Source organism: Micromonospora sp. LZ37, from assembly GCF_059359015.1.
Map to the genome: position 1 here is coordinate 305,115 of NZ_JCADBL010000001.1, position 17,492 is coordinate 322,606.

The window sequence follows — 17,492 nt, forward strand, 5'->3', positions numbered from 1 at the left end:
TGCCTTGTGGTGCCCCACGAACGCCTCGATCCGGCACCGATCGCCCACCACAACTGCATGATCGGCGCGGCGCCGACGGTCAGTCGCGGTGGTGGCGGCCGGAGGAGCGGAGTGAGCGGCGGGCGCTCTCCGTCTCCGGTTCGTTGTCGGCCAGCGGCCGGCTCAGCCCGGTCACCCAGTCCACGAACTCCTCGTCCTGCGCGGCCAGCGGCTCCGACCCGTCCGGCGTCTCGGCGACCGGTTCACCATCCCGGGAACCCTTGCGGCGGAACAGGCTCCGCCGGCCCCGGGACTTCCCGGACGCCGGCTCGGCTCCTTCCGGCGACCGGCTCGCCGCGCCGGTGGCGTCCGCCTCCGGTCCGCCGTCCGCCGGAGCCGGCTCGTCCCACCGGAAGTTGACGGGCGTGGGGACCTCCCGCGGTGTCGGCGGGAGGGGCTGCTCGCCGTCCGGCGCCGGAGTGGCCCGGGAGGTGGTGAAGGCCTGCCAACTGCCCGCGCTGCTCAGGTCGGGGAGGGGTGCCCGGTGCCGCGGGCGCGGCGCCGGCTCGACGGCCGGCGGGGGTTCCGGGGCGGCCGGCGTCCCGGCGACTGCGGCCGGCGGTGGCGTGAGCACGGCCGGCACGGCGGCGTCCGGACGTGACTCCTCGGGGAAGAACAGCGGCGGGGTGGGTGCCCCCGCACCGCTGGCCGGCGCCGGCTGGGCCGGCGCGGCGGTCGGCGACGGCGGTGCCGCCGGGGTGGCGTCCGTCCCGTCCGCGGCGGCGGGCGCCGGCTCTCCCGGGGTGCCGGCAGGGCGGCCGGCCGGATCGTCGGGGCCGGTGGAGCGGGGCTTGCGGGTGCGCTTAGGTCGCGGCTTCGGGGCGGTGGCCGCCGCTCTCGTCGTGGCGGCCGGCGCCGCCGGCGTGCCGCCCTCCTCCACCACCGCGTCGGGCGCGCCGCCGGCCGGCGCCGCCGGGTCCGCCGCGATGGTGCCGGGGGCGGTGGTGTCGGCCGGGATGGTGTCGGCTGCGGTGGTGTCCGCCGCGGCGGTGCCCCGATCCGCCGGAAGGCCTGCGGCGTCGGGCTGTGTCGTCGGGTCCGGCGCGGTGGTGCCGTCGGCGCGGGGTGCCGGGTCCGGGGCGGGGATCACCGGACCCGGGATCGTCGTGGCCGCGGCAGCCGCGTCCGGGGTCGCGGCATTCGCGTCCGGGGTCGCGGCATTCGCGTCCGGGGTCGCGACATCCGCGTCGGAGGTCGCCACATCCGCGTCGGAGGCCGCCGAGGGAGCGGGGGTGACCCGCGTCGCCGGGCGGCCGGTCGGCTCGGGTGCCGAGTCGGTCGACGCGGCCGGGGCGGCGACCGGGAACGCCGCCACGGGGCTCGCCGGGCCGGGCGCCGGAACGTCCGTGGCCGGGTCGGGGGCGGTCGGCGTCGCACCGGGTTCCGGGGCGGTGGCCGGGGGCGGTAGCCGGTCGGCCCGCGGCAGGTCGTCCGTTTCCGACTCCACCGGTCGGGCCGGCGCGGCGTCGTCCAGCCGGGCCGGTGCGTCGCCCGCCGCCGGCACCCCGGTCGGCTCACCGGTCGGGACCGGGGGGACCACCGAGAGGTGTCGTCCCGCCGGGGAGAGGCGGTCGAACGGGTCGGCCGGGCGGACGTCGCGGGACGGGCCGACGGTGGACTCCCGGGTGGCGGCGGGACCGGGCGCCGGCGCGGGGGTGCCCGGCGCCACCGGCCAGTCCCAGTGGGCCGGGGTCGCCGGACCGGTCCGGGTCGCGACGGCGTCGTCGGCCGGCGCGACACCGGTCGGGTCCACCCCGGCGCGGCTCCCGGTCGCGGCGGCCGGCACGTCCGGCCCGGCGGGCAGCGGGGCCAGGATGTCGGTCGGGGTGAGCGCGTCGCCGCCGGTGGCGCGGCCGGGCAGCAGCGGCCACCGCAGCAGGGTGGCGGCGGCCGAACCGAGCACACCGGCCGCCACCGCGATCACCGCGCCGTAGTACGGAGCCAGTTGGTAGCGGTCGACGGAGTTACCGGGACCGGCGGTGAGGTAGGCGAAGGCGAGCAGCACCGGACCGGTCGCCCCGGCGGCGCCACCGACCAGCGGCGCGTGCCCCCGCCACCGGGCCAGCCCACCGGTCAGTGCGCCGGCCAGCAGCGCCAGCGTGGGCAGCAGCAGCATCGCCAGCCGCTGGGCGGTGTCGGCGTCCAGCCAGGTCGGCTCCAGCACGCCGAGGCGTACGGTGCGCAGCGGGCCGGTGGAGAGCAGCGTCGGCGCGGCGGAGACCAGTGCGATCAGCCAGACCACGCCGGTCAGCATCGCGACGTTCCAGCCCAGCGGCGGTCGGAGCAGCACGGCCGACGCGGCGCCCGCGCCGACGACCGCGCCGACGACCGCGCAGATGCCCACCGCCCAGACCGGGTCTATGGTGCTCAGCTCGGCGGCCCGGGCGGGCTGCATGCAGAGCGGGGCGACCACGAAGGCGCCCAGCGCGGCGACGCCGGAGATCGCGAGCTGCACGCCGGTGGTGTCCGGCAACCCCTCCCGCCGGGCCAACCGTCCGGTCACGACGGCGCCGGCCACGGCCGCGCTCACCGCGAACCAGCCGACCCAGGCCAGCTGGGCCGGCCACCGGTTGACGTCGGTGAAGGCGCCGGTGAGCCGGACGATGCCGAACCCGTACGCGATGCCGAGCTGGCCGGCCCCGGCCAGCACGCTCACCCCGAGTGCCGTGAGCAGCAGTCTGCCCCACGTCCGAAAGGCCATGTCGGGCACGTTACGGCCCGGTGCGCCCGATCGCCACTGTGGCGCGGCGGGGCGGCAGCCTGGGGTTACTTCAACTCCACCAGGCGCGCCAGGTAGGTCGTGTCGCCGACATTGGTCAACATGTGAACGGCTCCGGGGTCGCGGTAGACCACACCGCCGGTGGGTTCGTCGGCGTCGATCCGGGTGCCGTCGATGGTCTGCACCACGTTCTTCGCGCCCTGGACGGCCACCACCAGATACGGGTGGTCGTGCCGGTGCAGCGGCTGCCGCTCGCCCGGCTCCAGCCGGATGTGCCACACCCGCACCCGGTCGTTCTCGAAGACGATCTCCTGGCCCACGGGACCGAGTTCGAGGTCGGTGTCGGTCATCGGGTTCCGTCCAGTTGGGGGAGCACCTCGGCGGCGATGAGCTCCAGGTGGTCGAGGTCGGAGAAGTCGATCAGGCGCAGGTGCACCCGGGTGGCGCCGATCGCGGCGAACTCGCCGAGCCGGTCGACCAGCTGGGCGGGGGAGCCGACCACCGGGTCCTCCGGCGGCAGGGCGCTCTTGACGTGCAGCGGCGCGGCCCGGTGCCGGGCCTCGGCGTCGGTACGGCCGATCGCCACCACCACCCCGGCGGAGAGCACCAGCGGCGCCCGCCCCGACTCCGCCCGGCCGATCCGGTCGCACGCCTCGCGCACCCGCTCGTACGCCGCGGCGGTCTCCTCGACCGACTTGAACGGCATGTTGAACTCGTCGGCGTACCGGGCGGCCAGCTCGGGCGTGCGCTTCGGGCCGCGCCCGCCGACGATCACCGGCGGGCCGGGCACCTGCACCGGCTTCGGCAGGGCGGGGGCGTCGACCAGCCGGTAGTGGTCGCCGGCGTGGCTGTAGGTCTGCCCGGCGGGGGTGCGCCAGAGGCCGGTGATGATCTCCAGCTGCTCGGCCAGCCGGTCGAAGCGTTCGCCGACGGCGGGGAACGGGATGCCGTACGAGGTGTGCTCGCGCTCGTACCAGCCGGCGCCGATGCCCAGCTCGACCCGGCCGCCGCTCATCCGGTCCACCTGGGCCACCATCACGGCCAGCGGTCCGGGCAGCCGGAAGGTGGCCGAGGTGACCAGCGTGCCGAGCCGGATCCGGGAGGTCTCCCGGGCCAGCGCGGCCAGGGTGAGCCAGGCGTCGGTCGGGCCGGGCAGCCCAGCATCCCCCATCGACTGGTAGTGGTCGGCCCGGAAGAAGCCGTCGAACCCGCCGGTCTCGACCGCCTGGGCGAAGCGGAGCTGGTCGGAGTAGTCGGCGCCCCGGTGCGGCTCGGTGAACACGGTCACCCGCATGGTCATCGTCCTTCCGAACCTGCGGGCGCCGGCGCCTCGCGCTCCATCAGCAGTTCGTGCAGCTCGGCGCTGATCCGGGCGACGTCGGCGAGGTGCTCGTGGCGGCCGAGGGTGCGGGGCCGGGGCACGGCCACCTCGACGATCTCGCGGATCCGGCCGGGGCGCGGGCTGAGTACCACCACCCGGTCGGCCAGCAGCACCGCCTCGTCGATCGAGTGGGTGACGAAGACGACGGTCGCCCCGGTCTCCATGTGCACCCGTTGCAGCTCGCCGGAGAGCTCCTCGCGGGTGAGCGCGTCCAGGGCGGAGAACGGCTCGTCCATCAGCATCACCCGGGGCTCGCCGAGCAGCGACCGGCACAGCGACACCCGCTGCTGCATGCCGCCGGAGAGCTCGTGCGGCAGCCGCCTCTCGAAGCCGCCGAGGCCGGTCATCTCCAGCAGTTGGTGGGCCCGTTCGCGGTGCTTGGCCCGGCTCCAGCCGAAGATCTCGGCCGGCAGCAGGACGTTGTCCAGCACCGTGCGCCAGGGCAGCAGGGCGGGCCGCTGGAAGAGCATCGCGATGTCCCGGCGGGGCCGGGTGATCGGGGTGCCGGCGACGGTGATCTCCCCGCTGGTGACCGGGAGCAGTCCGGCGATCATGCGGAGCAGGGTGGACTTGCCGCAGCCGGACCGGCCGAGCACGGCCACGAACTCGCCCTCGGCGACCTCCAGGTCGATCCCCCGCAGCGCCTCGACCCGACCGGAGCGGCCGTCGAACGTCCGCGACACATCCGCGAGTCGGATCATCTCCGGCGGGCCTCCGCTGAGTGGGCAATCAGGAATCCGACAAAGGCTATCCGGCGTGGGTCACTTGCCGACAGTCCGGGGTGGACTACGGCGTTGCCGTTCCGCAACACGATGCGACTGGCGTCGTCACGGTGCGGCTCTCGTACGCTGTGCCCGCGAAGAGTCCCCTTACGACGGTGGCGCCGGCTCCCCCCTCACGCCGGCGCTCCGGACCGACAACCCCTTCCGGGTGGCATGACCCGGTCGGAAAGGACATGGTGCACTGATGAGAAGGCTGACCCGCACGGTCGCCGCGGCCGCCCTGGCCACCGCCCTCGCCCTGGTCTCGGGGTGCAGCGGCGGCGATGACAGCTCCGACGCCAAGGGCGGCGACGGCAAGGCGCTGGAGAAGGTGACGTACCTCACCTCGTTCGGCAACTTCGGCCGTGACTCGTACGCCTGGGTGGCGAAGGAGAAGGGGTTCTTCAAGGAGGCCGGCTTCGAGGTCGAGATCAAGCCCGGCCAGGGCACCGGCTCGGTCATCCAGACCATCGTCGGCGGCCAGGCCGACTTCGGCCCGATCGACCTGACCGGCGGCCTGCTCCAGCTCGGCAACGGGGTGGCGAAGGACTTCGTCGCGGTGGCGGCCATCCAGCAGCGCACCATGGCCGCCGTCGTCACCGTCGAGGGCAAGAACATCGCCTCCCCGAAGGACCTGGAGGGCAAGAAGCTCGCCGACACCCCGACCTCCGTGGTCCGGCAGCTCTTCCCGACGTACGCCCGGCTCGCCGGCGTCGACGCCACCAAGGTGACCTGGGTCAACGGCGAGGCGCAGACCCTGATCGGCACGCTCGCCTCCGGCGCCGTCGACGGCATCGGGCAGTTCGTGGTCGGCCAGCCCACCGTCGAGGCGGTGACCAAGAAGAAGCCGGTCGTGCTGCCGTACAGCAACGTGATGCAGGACCTCTACGGCAACGTGCTGATCACCTCCAGCAAGATCGCCAAGGAGAAGCCGGAGATGGTCAAGCGCTTCTCCGGCGCGCTGCTCAAGGGCCTGGAGTACAGCCTGGCCAACCCGCAGGAAGCCGCCGACATCCTGAAGAAGAACGTCCCGGCGACCGTTCCCGCGGCGGCCGCCGCCGAGCTCCAGCTGATGGCCGGGTACGTCCGGTCCAGCAACTCCGGCACCGCGCTGGGCACCCTGGACAGCGACCGGGTCGCCAAGAGCATCGCCATCCTGCAGGGCGCGGGCGCGCTCAAGCAGAACCTGACGCCGGACCAGATCATCGACTTCAGCCTCGCGCCGAAGGCCTGATCGACGCGCGAGGAGTGCCACGGGGGTGCGGCCGGCCGGGACCACCGGCGGTCGTACCCCCGTCGCGTGCCGGCCCCGGGGCCGGCGAGAGAGGAGAGATCGTGACGGAGATCCGTACCCGCCCGGAGCCCGCCGCCGGGACGGATGCCGCGGGGGCGGTGGCGACCCCGACCACGCCGCCGGCCGGCGCGGCCGGGCGCCGGCCGGGCCCGGCGACCGTCGGCCTGCCGCTGCTCGGCCTGCTGGTCGCGGTGACGGTCTGGTGGCTGGTCACCTCGGGGCTGGGGCTGGTGCACCCGGCGTCCCTGCCGCCCCCGCAGGAGGTGTGGCGGGCCCTGACCGCCGCGGCCGACGTGCTGCTGCCGGCCCTGCGCATCACCGCGACCATGACGCTTGTCGGCTTCGTGCTCTCGGCGGCCGCCGGGATCCTGATCGGGATGGCGCTGGCCGCCTCCCGGACCGCGGAGCGGATGTTCGCGCCGCTGCTGGTGGCGGTGAACGCGGTGCCGAAGATCGCCCTGGGGCCGCTGCTGGTCGTCTCGGTCGGCTTCGGTGAGAAACCGATCCTGACCATGGTCTTCCTGCTCTGCTTCTTCCCGATCGTGCTCTCCACCGCGACCGGACTCTCCACCACCCCGGCCGACCTGGCCGAGCTGGCCCGGTCGCTGAACGCCTCCTGGTGGCAGTCGTTCCGCAAGGTGCGCTTCCCCGCCGCGCTGCCGCAGATCTTCGTCGGGCTCAAGGTGGCGATGCCGCTGGCCGCGATCGGCGCGGTGATCGGCGAGTTCTACTCCGACAAGCCGGGGCTGGGCTATCAGATCCTTCAGTACAACGGGATCGGGGAGTACCCGACCGCCTGGGCCGCGATCGTGCTGATCGCGGTGATGAGCATCCTGTTCTATTCGGCGCTCTCCCTGGTCGAGCGGCTGGCGCTGCCGTGGATCCGGGAGACCACCTCGGCCCGGTGAACCGGTGTGGCCCCGCCGCTCGGCGGGGCCACACCGCCGCTCAGCCGGCCAGGCGCCAGCGGCCGCCGCGGGCGACCAGGGTGGTCAACGCCTGGGGCATCAGGCCCGAGTGGTTGTCCGGGGTCATCCGGATCGGCCCGGAGAGGCCGTCCAGCTGGGACGTCTCCAGCACGTCCCGGATGCCGTCCCGGTTGACCGCGCCCTCCGTGCGGCGGGCCCGCAGCGCCGCGTCGGCGATCAACTGCACCGCGTCGGCGGCGAAGGACGAGAACCCGTTGTAGCCACCGAACTGGGCGGTGTAGTCCTGGAACCACTGCCGCCGGGCCGCCTTGGCCGGGGTGGTGGCGATCACGTCGTCGATCACCATGGTCTGGGTGAAGATCAGGGTGGCCTTCTCGGTGGACCGGGCGGCGGAGCCGAGGAACAGGTCGCCGGCGGCGGCCGCGTCGAGGAAGAGCGACCCGGAGAAGCCGGCCTGCCGCGCGCTGGTGGCGGCGAGCGAGGCCTGCTCCGGCGGGGTCCAGACGATCAGCGCGTCGGGCTTGCGGGCGGTCAGCAGGCGGACCGGCTGGCTCACCTCGGTGTCGGTGCCCCGGACGGACTCGCTGCGCAGCAGCTTGATGCCGGCCTTCTCCAGCTCCTTGTCGAGCGCGCTCAGCCCTTCCCGGCCGTAGTCGTCGTCGCTGTGCAGCACCCCCACCTCGCGGATGTTGCGACGGCGCAGCTCCGAGGTGAGCGCGCCGGCGCTGTCGGCCGCGTTCGGGGCCAGCTTGAAGACGTACCGCCGCTCGGCGACCGGGTTGGAGACCGCGCTGGACGGGGCGAGCGCGATGGTCGGAATGCGCTTCTCGTTGATGGTCCGGGCGGCGCCGACCGCGCATTCGTTGCAGCCGCCCATGATGATCGCGCTGACCTTGGAATTGCTGCTGAAGTCACCGATGTTGCGCAGCGACTCACTGGCGTCGGAACGATTGTCCTTGATCTCCAGCCGCATCTTCCGTTCGCCGAGCGCGCCGGAGGAGTTGAGCTGCTCGACCTTCAGTTTCAGGGCCCTTTGGTACGCCTTGCCGATCGGAGCCGCGGCCCCGGAGAGTTCGAGGTCGACCGCGACGACGATCGGGCTGGTGTCCTCCTGTCCCGCGCCGAACGAGCAGCCGGTGAGCGTGGTGGCCAGTACGGCCGATGCGAGCGCCACGATGGTCGCGGAGCGGATGGGGCTCAACTCTCTCCTCCAGGTGCGGCGCGGGCGCTGCCCGGTCACCGCCGCTAAGCCGTCCTCTGTGGAGAAACGGGATCGTCTGCCGTACGGTGTGCGCGAAAGCCTGCAAAACCTTGCCAATGCCGGCCGCTGCGGTCAAGCGCGGAAGGTCACGGCGTTTTCGGGATCGCGATCCCACATCGTGGGGTCATCAGATGTTTACGAACGCTCACTCCGCAGAGGCGGGCGACCACTCTGGAGTGACATGGCCTGTTCAGAGCGTACGCGGCAATGAGGGCAAATCGCGTGCAGGTCGTCGGTTGACCGTTTCCTGCCTCACTGCGGCTTCCCAAACAGGATCTCGTCTGATGAAATCGCGGCCGTGCCGCGCGTGGCGGTGTCCGCTGCACCAGGCACGGGTTGGCGGGTCAGGCGTGGAAGAAACGACGGAGGCGATGTCGTGAGCACCGGACCGACGACCCTGCCCGAATTCGGTGAGGCCGCCGAGAGTGACCGGGGGCGACGGCTGCCCCGGCTGCGGGACGCCCGGATCCGCTCCAAGCTCGCCCTCATTCTGGTCGTCCCGGTCGCCGCGGTCATCGCTCTGGCAACTATCCGACTGGTCTCCACCGGCGAGGGGGCGTACGACGCCACCCGGATCCGCTCGCTGACCGCACTCTCCGTCGACGTCTCCGCGCTCGCCCAGGACCTGCACAAGGAGCGGATGGCGGCGGCCGGCTACCTGGCCAACCCGCAGCAGAAGGCCGACGACTACAACCTGCGGGTCCGGGCCACCGGGCAGCGGATCGACGAGTACCGGGCCGAGCGGGGCCGGATCGGGGAGGTTCCCCCGGCCGTCCGCGACCAGCTCGCGGTCATCGACGACCACCTGGAGACGCTCGACGGCACCCGCCAGGAGGTCCTCGACCGCCGGCAGATGCCCGTCGCCGAGGCCACCCTCCGGTACGGGATCATCCTCACCGACCTCGTCGGGTACGGCGACACCCTGGCCCAGCTCGCCGGCCAGGAGAGCCTGGCCGACGCCCGCCGCGCGGTCGCCGCGTTCAGCCGGGCCAAGGCGGCGGTCGCCGAGGAGGAGGCGGTCGCCTACACCGCCCTGAGCGCCGGCCGGCTCGACGAGGAGCAGTTCTCCTCGTTCGTCGCCACCCTGACCAGCCAGCAGGAGGCGCTGGTCTCGTTCACCCTCACCGCCGAGCCCGACCAGCGGGCCCTGGTGGACAGCGCCGTCTCCGGCGACGCGGTCGGGCTCGCCGACCGGGTGTCCGCCGACATCACCCGGTCGGTCGGGCAGCGTCCGCTGGTCAGCGCGGCCGACGCCACCGCCTCGATCGGGGCCGTCAACGACCTGATGCGGTGGGCCGAGCTCCAGCTCCAGGAGCGCCTGCTCACCCGGACCGAGGAGGCCCGCGCCGACGTCGTGCGGCAGGCCGTCATCGAGTCGTTGCTGGTGCTGCTCACCCTGGTCATCGCCGTCACCCTCGCGGTGGTGCTGGCCCGCTCCCTCAACCACTCGCTGCGCCGGCTGCGCGAGGGCGCCCTCTCGGTGGCCAACCACGACCTGCCGGACGCGGTCAAGCGGTTGCAGAGCATGGGCAACCTCGGCGACGGCGGCGTGGAGGAGATCGTCCGCCAGGTGCGGGACCCGATCCGGCTGAAGAACCGCGACGAGGTGGGGCAGGTCGCCCTGGCCTTCAACGTGGTGCACCGGGAGGCCGTCCGGGTCGCCGCCGAGCAGGCGGCGCTGCGGACCAGCGTCTCGGCGATGTTCCTCAACCTGGCCCGGCGCAGTCAGACCCTGGTCGACCGGATGATCGGCGAGCTGGACGCGATCGAACGCGGCGAGGAGGACCCGAAGCGCCTCGCCCAGCTCTTCGAACTCGACCACCTCGCCACCCGGATGCGCCGCAACGACGAGAACCTGCTCGTCCTGGCCGGCGCCGACTCGGCGGTGCCGCGGCGGGAGGACGCGCTCCTGGTGGACGTGCTGCGGGCCGCCCAGTCCGAGGTGGAGCTCTACAACCGGATCGAGTTCGGCACCGTCGACACCGACATCTCGGTGGCCGCGCACGCCGTCAACGACGTGGTCCGGCTGGTCGCCGAGCTGCTCGACAACGCCACCCGGTTCTCGCCCCCGACCACCGCCGTGGTCGCCGACGGCCGCCGGATCCGCGACTACGTGCTGATCCAGATCGAGGACCGTGGCCTCGGCCTGACCGAGGAGCAGCTCGACTCCCTCAACCGCCGGCTGGCCGCGCCGCCGAGCGTCGACGTCGCCGCCTTCCGGCTGATGGGTCTGGCCGTGGTGAGCCGGCTCGCCTCCCGGTACGGCATCCGGGTGGAGCTGCGTCGCAACGTCGACGGGGGCACGGTCGCCCAGGTGACCCTCCCCAACACCACCGTGGTGCTGCCGGCCAACCGGGGCCGCGACCAGGTGCCGTCCCGGCCGCGCCAGCCCCTGCCGGTGGAGCCGGGCCCGCTGGCCCCGGCCGGCCACGGCGATCCGCTGACCGGGGGGCGCAACGGCGCGGCCACCCTGACCGACCAGTGGCGTACCCCCGCCCCGACCCCGGTGCCGTGGCAGCCACCGGTCGACGCCCGGGACACCGCCCCGGCGGTGCACCTCGGTGGAGCGGTTCCCGGCGTGTCGGCCACCCCGACCTCGGCGGTACCGGCGTCGTCCGTGCCCACCTCCTCCGGGCCGGCGGAGTCCGGGTACGGCTTCTCGGTGAACGCGCCGACCACCGCTAACCCCACCCTGCCGCGGTTGCCGAAGCGCAGCCCGAACGGCGACACCGCCGGGGTGCTCCCGGCCGGGCCGGTCGCCGGCGTGCCGGCCGAACCGATGGTGCCCGCACCCGCCCCGACGCCGTTCGCCGCGGCGCCGAGCGCACCGCCGGCGCCCTTCGCCGCGGCGCCGACCGCCCCGACCGCCCCGACCGTCCCGGCGGCGCCGTTCGCCGCGGCGCCGGCCGTACCGGCGGCGTCGTACTCGGCGCCGGCCGCCCCGGTGGTCTCCCGGCCGAGCCCGCCGGCCGACTCGCCGATCTTCCGGGAGATGGAGGCGGTCTGGTTCCGGTCCCACGGCGACGACGCCACCGCGATCTTCAAGCGGCCCAACTTCGACGAGCCGCCCGCCCCCGCGCCCCGCCAGCCGGAGAGCACCGCCGCGTCGACGCCCACCCGGGCGCCGCTGCCGACCCGGGTCCCGGCCGCGGCGGCGACCGCCGGCACGACGCCGGCCACGCCCGCGCCGGCCACGCCGCCGCCCTCGTACGTCCCGCCGGCGGCGCCGCCCGCGCCGCCGGTGACCCCGGAGCAGCCGGCCCCGACCGCCCCCCCGGCGGCGGCGCCGGACCCGCAGGCGTGGCGGACCGCGGCGGACGACGGCTGGACCCGGGCCACCCGGGCCGCCGAGCCCGCCACCGGCGGCACCACCCGATCCGGCCTGCCCAAGCGGGTGCCGCAGGCCCAACTCGTACCCGGCGGCATCGAACCGAAGGGCGGCCGGGACCGCAGCCGTCGCACCCCCGACGAAGTACGCGGCCTGCTCTCCGCCTACCACCGCGGCGTGCAGCGCGGTCGGTCGGCCGGTACGGACCAGAACAGCACCTCGACCAAGGAGACGAGCCGATGAACAGGCCAGCGGCCATGCAGGACATGGGTTGGCTGCTCACCAATTTCGCCGACAGCGTGGCGGGCATCGCCCACGTGGTGGCGGTGTCCGCGGACGGGCTGCTGCTCGCCTCCTCCCGGGACCTCCCGGGGGACCGGGCGGACCAGTTGGCCGCGATCACGTCCGGCGTGGTGAGCCTGACCGAGGGTGCTGCCCGGATGTTCAGCGCCGGCGGGGTGTTGCAGACCGTGATCGAGATGGACAGCGGCTACCTGTTCCTGATGTCGATCAGTGACGGGTCGTCGATGGCCGTGCTCGCGGCCCGCAGCTGCGACGTGGGCCAGGTCGGCTACGAGATGGCGCTGCTGGTCGAGCGGGTGGGCGCCGCGCTGGTCCCGCTACCGCGGGACGCGGTGCGCTCGTAGCGCACGACGGGGTGGGGCCGGGCGTGACCACGCCCGGCCGGGAGACGAATTCCGGGGCCGGTGACCCCGGGTGGGGAGGAGGTGATCGCGGATGGAGCCACGGCGGGACCCGCGCGGGGCGTTGGTGCGCCCGTACGCGGTCACCCGGGGCCGGACCGAGCCCAGCCGGGACATCGCCCTGGAAGCGGTGCTGTCGGCGACTCCAACTCAGGTCGCCGAATCGCGGTTCGCCGGGCACGACAAGTACCGCATCGCCACGGTCTGCGAGGGCCGGGCACAGTCGCTGGCGGAGATCGCCGCGTACACCCGGATGCCGCTGGGCGTCACCCGGGTGCTGGTCGCCGACCTGGTGGCCGAGGGCCTGCTGACGCTACACACTGCCGCTCCCGCCGAAGGCTACGAGGAGCGGATGAACCTGCTGGGAAGGGTGCTAAGTGGACTTCGCGAACTATGACCCCGCCGGGGCGCACCGCAGCCGGGAGATCATCTCCGCGAAGATCGTGATCGCGGGTGGCTTCGGCGTGGGCAAGACGACCCTGGTCGGGGCGATCTCCGAGATCACACCGCTGACCACCGAGGCGCTGATGACGGCGGCCGGGGTGGGCATCGACGATCCGTCGAAGGTGCCGGGCAAGGAGACCACCACGGTCGCCATGGACTTCGGCCGGATCACCATGGCGCAGGACCTGATCCTGTACCTCTTCGGCACACCGGGCCAGACCCGTTTCTGGTTCATGTGGGACGAGATCATCCGGGGTGCGGTCGGTGCGGCGGTGCTGGTCGACACCCGGCGGATCACCGACGCCTTCGCGCCGCTGGACTACTTCGAGAACCGCAACCTGCCGTACGTGGTGGCGCTGAACCGGTTCGACGACGCGCCGCACTACGAGGTGGAGGAGATCCGGGAGGCGTTGGCGATCTCGCCGGACGTGCCGCTGGTGATGTGCGACGCCCGGCAGCGGGAGTCGGTCAAGCAGGTGCTGGTGACGGTGGTCGAGCACGCCATGCTCCGCCTCCAGGCCGAGCACGGGCGCGGCTTCCCGGCCCCGGTGGGCTGACGGCCCCACGCCCCCGGGCACCGGTCGACGGCCCGGCGCCGCCTCCGCACCACGGAGACGGGGCCGGGCCGGCGTCCTACTCGACCCGGAGTCGGTAGCCGCGCTTGACGACGGTCTGCACGACGCGGGGGGCCTGCAGGCCCACCCGCAGCCGGGCCACCGCCATCTCCACCGCGTGCTCGTCCGCGCCGCGCGGCAGGGTACGCAGCAGCGCGGTGCGGGACAGCACCCGGCCGGGGGTGGCGGCCAGCGCCCGCAGCACCGCCATCGGCGCGGGGGCGAGTGGGCGCAGCTCCCCGTCGACCACGGCGGCGTGCCCGCGCAGGGTCAACAGGTACCCGGCCGCCTTGACGGTCACCGTGCGCCGGGGCAGCTCGTCGACGATCTGCCGGACCAGTGCCCCGAGCCGGGCACGGGCCGGCGCGCTGACCGGTACGCCGCGCCGCACCAGCGGTTCCGCGGTGACCGCGCCGACGCAGCTGGCCAGCACGTCCCCGCGCAGCGCCGCCAGCACCGTCTCGGTGCGGTCCCCGGCCGCCCGCAGCAGCGCCTCCGCCGCGGGCGCCGAGGTGAAGGTGACGGCGTCGACCATCCGGCCGGCGACCAGGTCGATGAGCCGGTGCAGCGGGGCCGGGTCGGTCGGCGGGGCCCACCGGTAGACCGGCACCTCGATCACCGTCGCCCCGGCCGCCTCCAGCGCCTCGGTGCACTCCGGCTGGCGGTCGCCGTGCAGCTGCATGGCGATCACCTGCCCGGCCACCCCGCGCCGGCACAGGTGGTCGACCACCTCCTCGCAGCTCTCCGAGGAGGGGGACCACTGGTCGTGCAGGCCGGCCGCCCGGATCGCGCCGCGCGCCTTCGGCCCGCGCGCCACCACGTACGACCGGGCGAGGACGGCGCGCAGCGGCTCGGCCAGCCCCCAACCCTCGGCCGCCTCCAGCCATCCGCGCATCCCGATGCCGGTGTTCGCCATCAGGATGTCCGGCGGCCGGTCCAGGCAGGCCCGGGTGGCCTCGCGCAGGTCGGTGTCGTCGGCCAGCGGCACGATCCGCAGGGCCGGGGCGAGCACCACCCGGGCGCCACGCCGCTCCAGCAGCGCGGCCAGCTCGTCGCGCCGCCGGTCGGCGGTCACCCCGACGGTGAACCCGGCCAGTTCGTCCCGCATCACTCCTCCTGTCGTAGCCGCACCTCGACGACGCCGTCCCGGCAGCGGACCTCGTGCCGGCGCAGGGTCACCTCGGCGAGGTCCAGGCAGCGCCCGGTGCGCAGGTCGTAGACCTGCTTGTGCAGGGGGGAGGCGACGGTCGGCGCGCCGCCGCGGCTGCCGACGATGCCCCGGGACATCACGTACGCGCCGCCGACCGGGTCGAGGTTGTCGACCGCGAACAGCTCGTCGCCGGTGGAGAAGAGCGCCACCTGCACCCCGTCGACGAGGGCGGCGACGCCCCGGTCGGGCTCCAGCCGGTCCAGGGGGCAGACCGGCGTCCAGGTCAGCGTCATCGCCGCGGTCATCGCCGTACCTCCGGCAGGCCCAGCGTGACCGGTTGCCGGCGGCGGGGCGGCGAGTCGGCCGGGTCGACCGGCGCGGCCGGGCCGGGTGGGGCAGCGGCGCGACCGGCGGGCACCGGCTGACCGCGTTCGACGGCGAAGGTGATCGACGGGTCGGGCACGTCCGGGGCGTTGACGAAGGAGGTGAAGCGGCGCAGCCGCTCCGGGTCGTCGAGCACGTCGCGCCACTCGTCGGAGTAGGACGAGACGTGCCCGGCCATCGCGGCGTCGAGCTCGGCGCAGAGCCCGAGCGAGTCGTCCACGATGACCGCGCGCAGGTGGTCGAGGCCGCCGTCGAGCGCCTCGATCCAGGCGGCGGTGCGTTGCAACCGGTCGGCGGTGCGGATGTAGTACATGAGGAACCTGTCGATCAGCGTGATCAGTGCTTCTGTGGACAGATCAGTGGCGAAGAGGTCGGCGTGCCGGGGCCGGAAGCCGCCGTTGCCACCGAGGTAGAGGTTCCAGCCGGTGTCGGTGGCGATGATGCCGAAGTCCTTGCTGCGGGCCTCCGCGCACTCCCGGGCGCAGCCGGAGACCGCCGACTTGATCTTGTGGGGGGCGCGCAGGCCCCGGTAGCGCAGCTCCAGGGCGACGGCGAGGCCGACCGAGTCCTGTACGCCGTAGCGGCACCAGGTCTCGCCGACGCAGGACTTCACCGTGCGCAGCGCCTTGCCGTACGCGTGGCCGGACTCGAAGCCGGCGTCGACCAGCCGGCGCCAGATCTGCGGCAACTGCTCGACCCGCGCCCCGAACAGGTCGATCCGCTGCCCGCCGGTGATCTTGGTGTAGAGCCGGAAGTCCCGGGCCACCTCACCGATCACGATCAACTTTTCCGGGGTGATCTCCCCGCCGGGGATCCGGGGCACCACCGAGTAGCTGCCGTCGCGTTGCAGGTTGGCCAGGAAGTGGTCGTTGGTGTCCTGCAACGACGCCCGCTCGCCGTCGAGCACGTGCCCGGTGCCGAGCGTGGCGAGGATCGAGGCCACCACCGGCTTGCAGACGTCGCAGCCCCGCCCCCGCCCGTGCTCGGCGACGAGCTGGGAGAAGGTGCGGACGCCCCGCGCCCGGACGATGTCGAACAGCTCCTGCCGACCCACGTCGAAGTGCTCGCAGAGCGCGCTGGACTGCCGCACCCCGGCCGCGTCGAGCAGCTGCTTCAACATCGGCACGCAGGAGCCGCAGCTCGTCCCGGCCCGGGTGCACGCCTTCAGCGCCGGCACGTCCGCGGCGCCACCGGCGATCGCCGCGTCGATGTCGTCCCGGGTCACCGCGTTGCAGGAGCAGACCTGCGCCGCGCCCGGCAGCGCGGCCACCCCGCCGCCGCTCTCCCCGGCCGGCGCCAGCAGCGCCAGCGGGGGAGCGGGCAGCGGCCCGCCGACGCTGGCCCGCAGCGTCGGGTAGGCGCTCGCGTCCCCGACCAGCACCCCGCCGAGCAGCGTCCGCGCGTCGTCGGAGAGGACCAGCTTCGCGTACGACCGGGTGGCCGGGTCGGTGAAGGTGACGTCCAGGCAGCCGGGGGTGGCGCCGTGCGCGTCACCGAACGAGGCGACGTCCACCCCGAGCAGCTTCAGCTTCGTCGCGGTGTCCGCCCCGGGGAAGGTCGCCGAGCCGCCCAGCAGCCGGTCGGCCACCACCTCCGCCATCGCGTACCCGGGGGCGACCAGGCCGTGGCAGGTGCCCTCGACCGCCGCGCACTCGCCCACCGCCCAGATCCGCCCGTCCCCGGTGCGGCAGCCGGCGTCGACCAGCACCCCGCCGCGCGGGCCGAGCGGCAGGCCGGCGGCCCGGGCCAGCTCGTCGCGGGGGCGGATGCCGGCGGCCACCACGACCAGCTCGGCGTCGACCGTGCCGCCGTCGGAGAGCTCCAGCGCGGCGACCACGCCGTCCGGGCCGGGGCGCAGCGCCGTGGTCGCCACCCCGAGGTGGGTGGTGACGCCCAGCTCCTCGACCCAGCGGCGGAGCATCGCGCCGCCGGCCTCGTCGACCTGGACCGGCATCAGCCGGGGCGCGAACTCCACCACGTGGGTGCCCAGGCCGAGCAGCCGCAGCGCGTTCGCCGCCTCCAGGCCGAGCAGTCCACCGCCGATCACCGCCCCGACCCGCCGGCCCCGGGCGTGCTCCCGAATCGCCTCCAGGTCGTCCAGGGTCCGGTAGACGAAGACCCCGGGCAGGTCCGCTCCCCGCACCGGTGGCACGAAGGGGTACGACCCGGTCGCCAGCACCAGCACGTCGTACCGGTGCTCGCCGGTCGCCGTGGTGACCACCCGCCGCGCCCGGTCGATGCCGGTGGCCGGCTCGCCCAGGCGCAGCTCCACCCCGTCGTCGGGGGTGTGCAGGTTCAACTCGTCGGCGCCGACCCCGTCGAAGAACGCCGAGAGCCGCACCCGGTCGTACGCCGGCCGGCGCTCCTCGGCGAGCACCGTGACCCGCCAGCGGCGCTGGTGGTCGCGGGCGCGCAGCGCCTCGACGAACCGCTGCCCGACCATGCCGTTGCCGACGACGACCACTCGTCCGCCGGTCATCGCGC

The 17,492-nt window shown here is 74.4% G+C and carries 14 protein-coding genes; 6 read left to right on the plus strand and 8 right to left on the minus strand.

Features of this window, described 5'->3' with window-relative positions; genetic code table 11:
* Positions 1-79 precede the first annotated feature (79 nt).
* The 4 genes from AC5L3Z_RS01480 to AC5L3Z_RS01495 all read right to left on the minus strand — a co-directional run bounded on the left by AC5L3Z_RS01480 (position 80) and on the right by AC5L3Z_RS01495 (position 4,840).
* Positions 80-2,740, minus strand: a complete 2,661-nt coding sequence (locus AC5L3Z_RS01480) for a hypothetical protein (protein WP_494838900.1) — start codon at positions 2,738-2,740, stop codon at positions 80-82.
* A 65-nt stretch (positions 2,741-2,805) separates the two neighbouring features.
* Positions 2,806-3,108, minus strand: a complete 303-nt coding sequence (locus tag AC5L3Z_RS01485; RefSeq protein WP_334528431.1) for a cupin domain-containing protein — start codon at positions 3,106-3,108, stop codon at positions 2,806-2,808.
* Positions 3,105-4,052: an LLM class F420-dependent oxidoreductase gene (locus AC5L3Z_RS01490; protein ID WP_494838901.1), complete on the minus strand. Its 948-nt coding sequence runs from the start codon at positions 4,050-4,052 to the stop codon at positions 3,105-3,107. Before AC5L3Z_RS01490 ends, AC5L3Z_RS01485 begins: the two co-directional genes overlap by 4 nt.
* Before the next feature lie 2 nt (positions 4,053-4,054).
* Entirely contained in the window at positions 4,055-4,840 is a 786-nt protein-coding gene (locus tag AC5L3Z_RS01495; RefSeq protein WP_494838903.1) for an ABC transporter ATP-binding protein, read from the minus strand.
* A 265-nt stretch (positions 4,841-5,105) separates the two neighbouring features.
* Here AC5L3Z_RS01495 and AC5L3Z_RS01500 point away from each other — a divergent pair, with 265 nt between their 5' ends.
* Positions 5,106-6,134 carry an ABC transporter substrate-binding protein gene (locus AC5L3Z_RS01500; protein WP_494838904.1) on the plus strand — a complete coding sequence of 343 codons (1,029 nt, stop codon included), beginning with the start codon at positions 5,106-5,108 and terminating at the stop codon, positions 6,132-6,134.
* Between the two features lie 101 nt (positions 6,135-6,235).
* Complete coding sequence (locus tag AC5L3Z_RS01505) at positions 6,236-7,102, plus strand: ABC transporter permease (RefSeq protein WP_494838905.1); 867 nt, start codon at positions 6,236-6,238, stop codon at positions 7,100-7,102.
* Between the two features lie 40 nt (positions 7,103-7,142).
* Here AC5L3Z_RS01505 and AC5L3Z_RS01510 read toward each other — a convergent pair whose 3' ends face one another.
* Positions 7,143-8,324, minus strand: coding sequence for an ABC transporter substrate-binding protein (locus AC5L3Z_RS01510; protein WP_494838906.1), 1,182 nt, complete (start codon positions 8,322-8,324; stop codon positions 7,143-7,145).
* Between the two features lie 436 nt (positions 8,325-8,760).
* Here AC5L3Z_RS01510 and AC5L3Z_RS01515 point away from each other — a divergent pair, with 436 nt between their 5' ends.
* From AC5L3Z_RS01515 to AC5L3Z_RS01530, 4 genes are all read left to right on the plus strand, one after another.
* A complete protein-coding gene (locus AC5L3Z_RS01515; RefSeq protein ID WP_494838907.1) occupies positions 8,761-11,955 on the plus strand; it encodes a sensor histidine kinase in 3,195 nt (1,064 codons plus the stop codon).
* A complete protein-coding gene (locus AC5L3Z_RS01520; protein WP_007465177.1) occupies positions 11,952-12,359 on the plus strand; it encodes a roadblock/LC7 domain-containing protein in 408 nt (135 codons plus the stop codon). The genes AC5L3Z_RS01515 and AC5L3Z_RS01520 overlap by 4 nt, the downstream gene beginning before the upstream one ends.
* Before the next feature lie 91 nt (positions 12,360-12,450).
* Positions 12,451-12,813, plus strand: a complete 363-nt coding sequence (locus AC5L3Z_RS01525; RefSeq protein ID WP_334529430.1) for a DUF742 domain-containing protein — start codon at positions 12,451-12,453, stop codon at positions 12,811-12,813.
* Positions 12,794-13,417, plus strand: coding sequence for a GTP-binding protein (locus tag AC5L3Z_RS01530; protein ID WP_334529433.1), 624 nt, complete (start codon positions 12,794-12,796; stop codon positions 13,415-13,417). Before AC5L3Z_RS01525 ends, AC5L3Z_RS01530 begins: the two co-directional genes overlap by 20 nt.
* Before the next feature lie 76 nt (positions 13,418-13,493).
* Here the strand turns inward: AC5L3Z_RS01530 and AC5L3Z_RS01535 are convergent, their stop codons facing one another.
* From AC5L3Z_RS01535 to nirB, 3 genes are read right to left on the minus strand one after another with little or no spacing between them, the layout of a single operon-like run.
* On the minus strand, positions 13,494-14,582 hold the full coding sequence (locus AC5L3Z_RS01535; RefSeq protein WP_494838908.1) for a uroporphyrinogen-III synthase: 1,089 nt from the start codon (positions 14,580-14,582) through the stop codon (positions 13,494-13,496).
* Entirely contained in the window at positions 14,582-14,929 is a 348-nt protein-coding gene (nirD, locus tag AC5L3Z_RS01540; protein WP_494838909.1) for a nitrite reductase small subunit NirD, read from the minus strand. The genes AC5L3Z_RS01535 and nirD overlap by 1 nt, the downstream gene beginning before the upstream one ends.
* Complete coding sequence (gene nirB / locus AC5L3Z_RS01545) at positions 14,926-17,487, minus strand: nitrite reductase large subunit NirB (protein ID WP_494839573.1); 2,562 nt, start codon at positions 17,485-17,487, stop codon at positions 14,926-14,928. The genes nirD and nirB overlap by 4 nt, the downstream gene beginning before the upstream one ends.
* Positions 17,488-17,492: the final 5 nt, after the last annotated feature.

What these genes read in the sequence shown, in the direction of transcription:
- AC5L3Z_RS01525 (WP_334529430.1), top strand. Translation starts at nt 12,451, where the DNA reads ATGGAGCCACGGCGGGACCCGCGCGGGGCGTTGGTGCGCCCGTACGCG.
- nirD (WP_494838909.1), bottom strand. Translation starts at nt 14,929, where the DNA reads ATGACCGCGGCGATGACGCTGACCTGGACGCCGGTCTGCCCCCTGGAC.
- AC5L3Z_RS01490 (WP_494838901.1), bottom strand. Translation starts at nt 4,052, where the DNA reads ATGCGGGTGACCGTGTTCACCGAGCCGCACCGGGGCGCCGACTACTCC.
- nirB (WP_494839573.1), bottom strand. Translation starts at nt 17,487, where the DNA reads ATGACCGGCGGACGAGTGGTCGTCGTCGGCAACGGCATGGTCGGGCAG.
- AC5L3Z_RS01535 (WP_494838908.1), bottom strand. Translation starts at nt 14,582, where the DNA reads ATGCGGGACGAACTGGCCGGGTTCACCGTCGGGGTGACCGCCGACCGG.
- AC5L3Z_RS01480 (WP_494838900.1), bottom strand. Translation starts at nt 2,740, where the DNA reads ATGGCCTTTCGGACGTGGGGCAGACTGCTGCTCACGGCACTCGGGGTG.
- AC5L3Z_RS01495 (WP_494838903.1), bottom strand. Translation starts at nt 4,840, where the DNA reads ATGATCCGACTCGCGGATGTGTCGCGGACGTTCGACGGCCGCTCCGGT.
- AC5L3Z_RS01485 (WP_334528431.1), bottom strand. Translation starts at nt 3,108, where the DNA reads ATGACCGACACCGACCTCGAACTCGGTCCCGTGGGCCAGGAGATCGTC.
- AC5L3Z_RS01520 (WP_007465177.1), top strand. Translation starts at nt 11,952, where the DNA reads ATGAACAGGCCAGCGGCCATGCAGGACATGGGTTGGCTGCTCACCAAT.
- AC5L3Z_RS01500 (WP_494838904.1), top strand. Translation starts at nt 5,106, where the DNA reads ATGAGAAGGCTGACCCGCACGGTCGCCGCGGCCGCCCTGGCCACCGCC.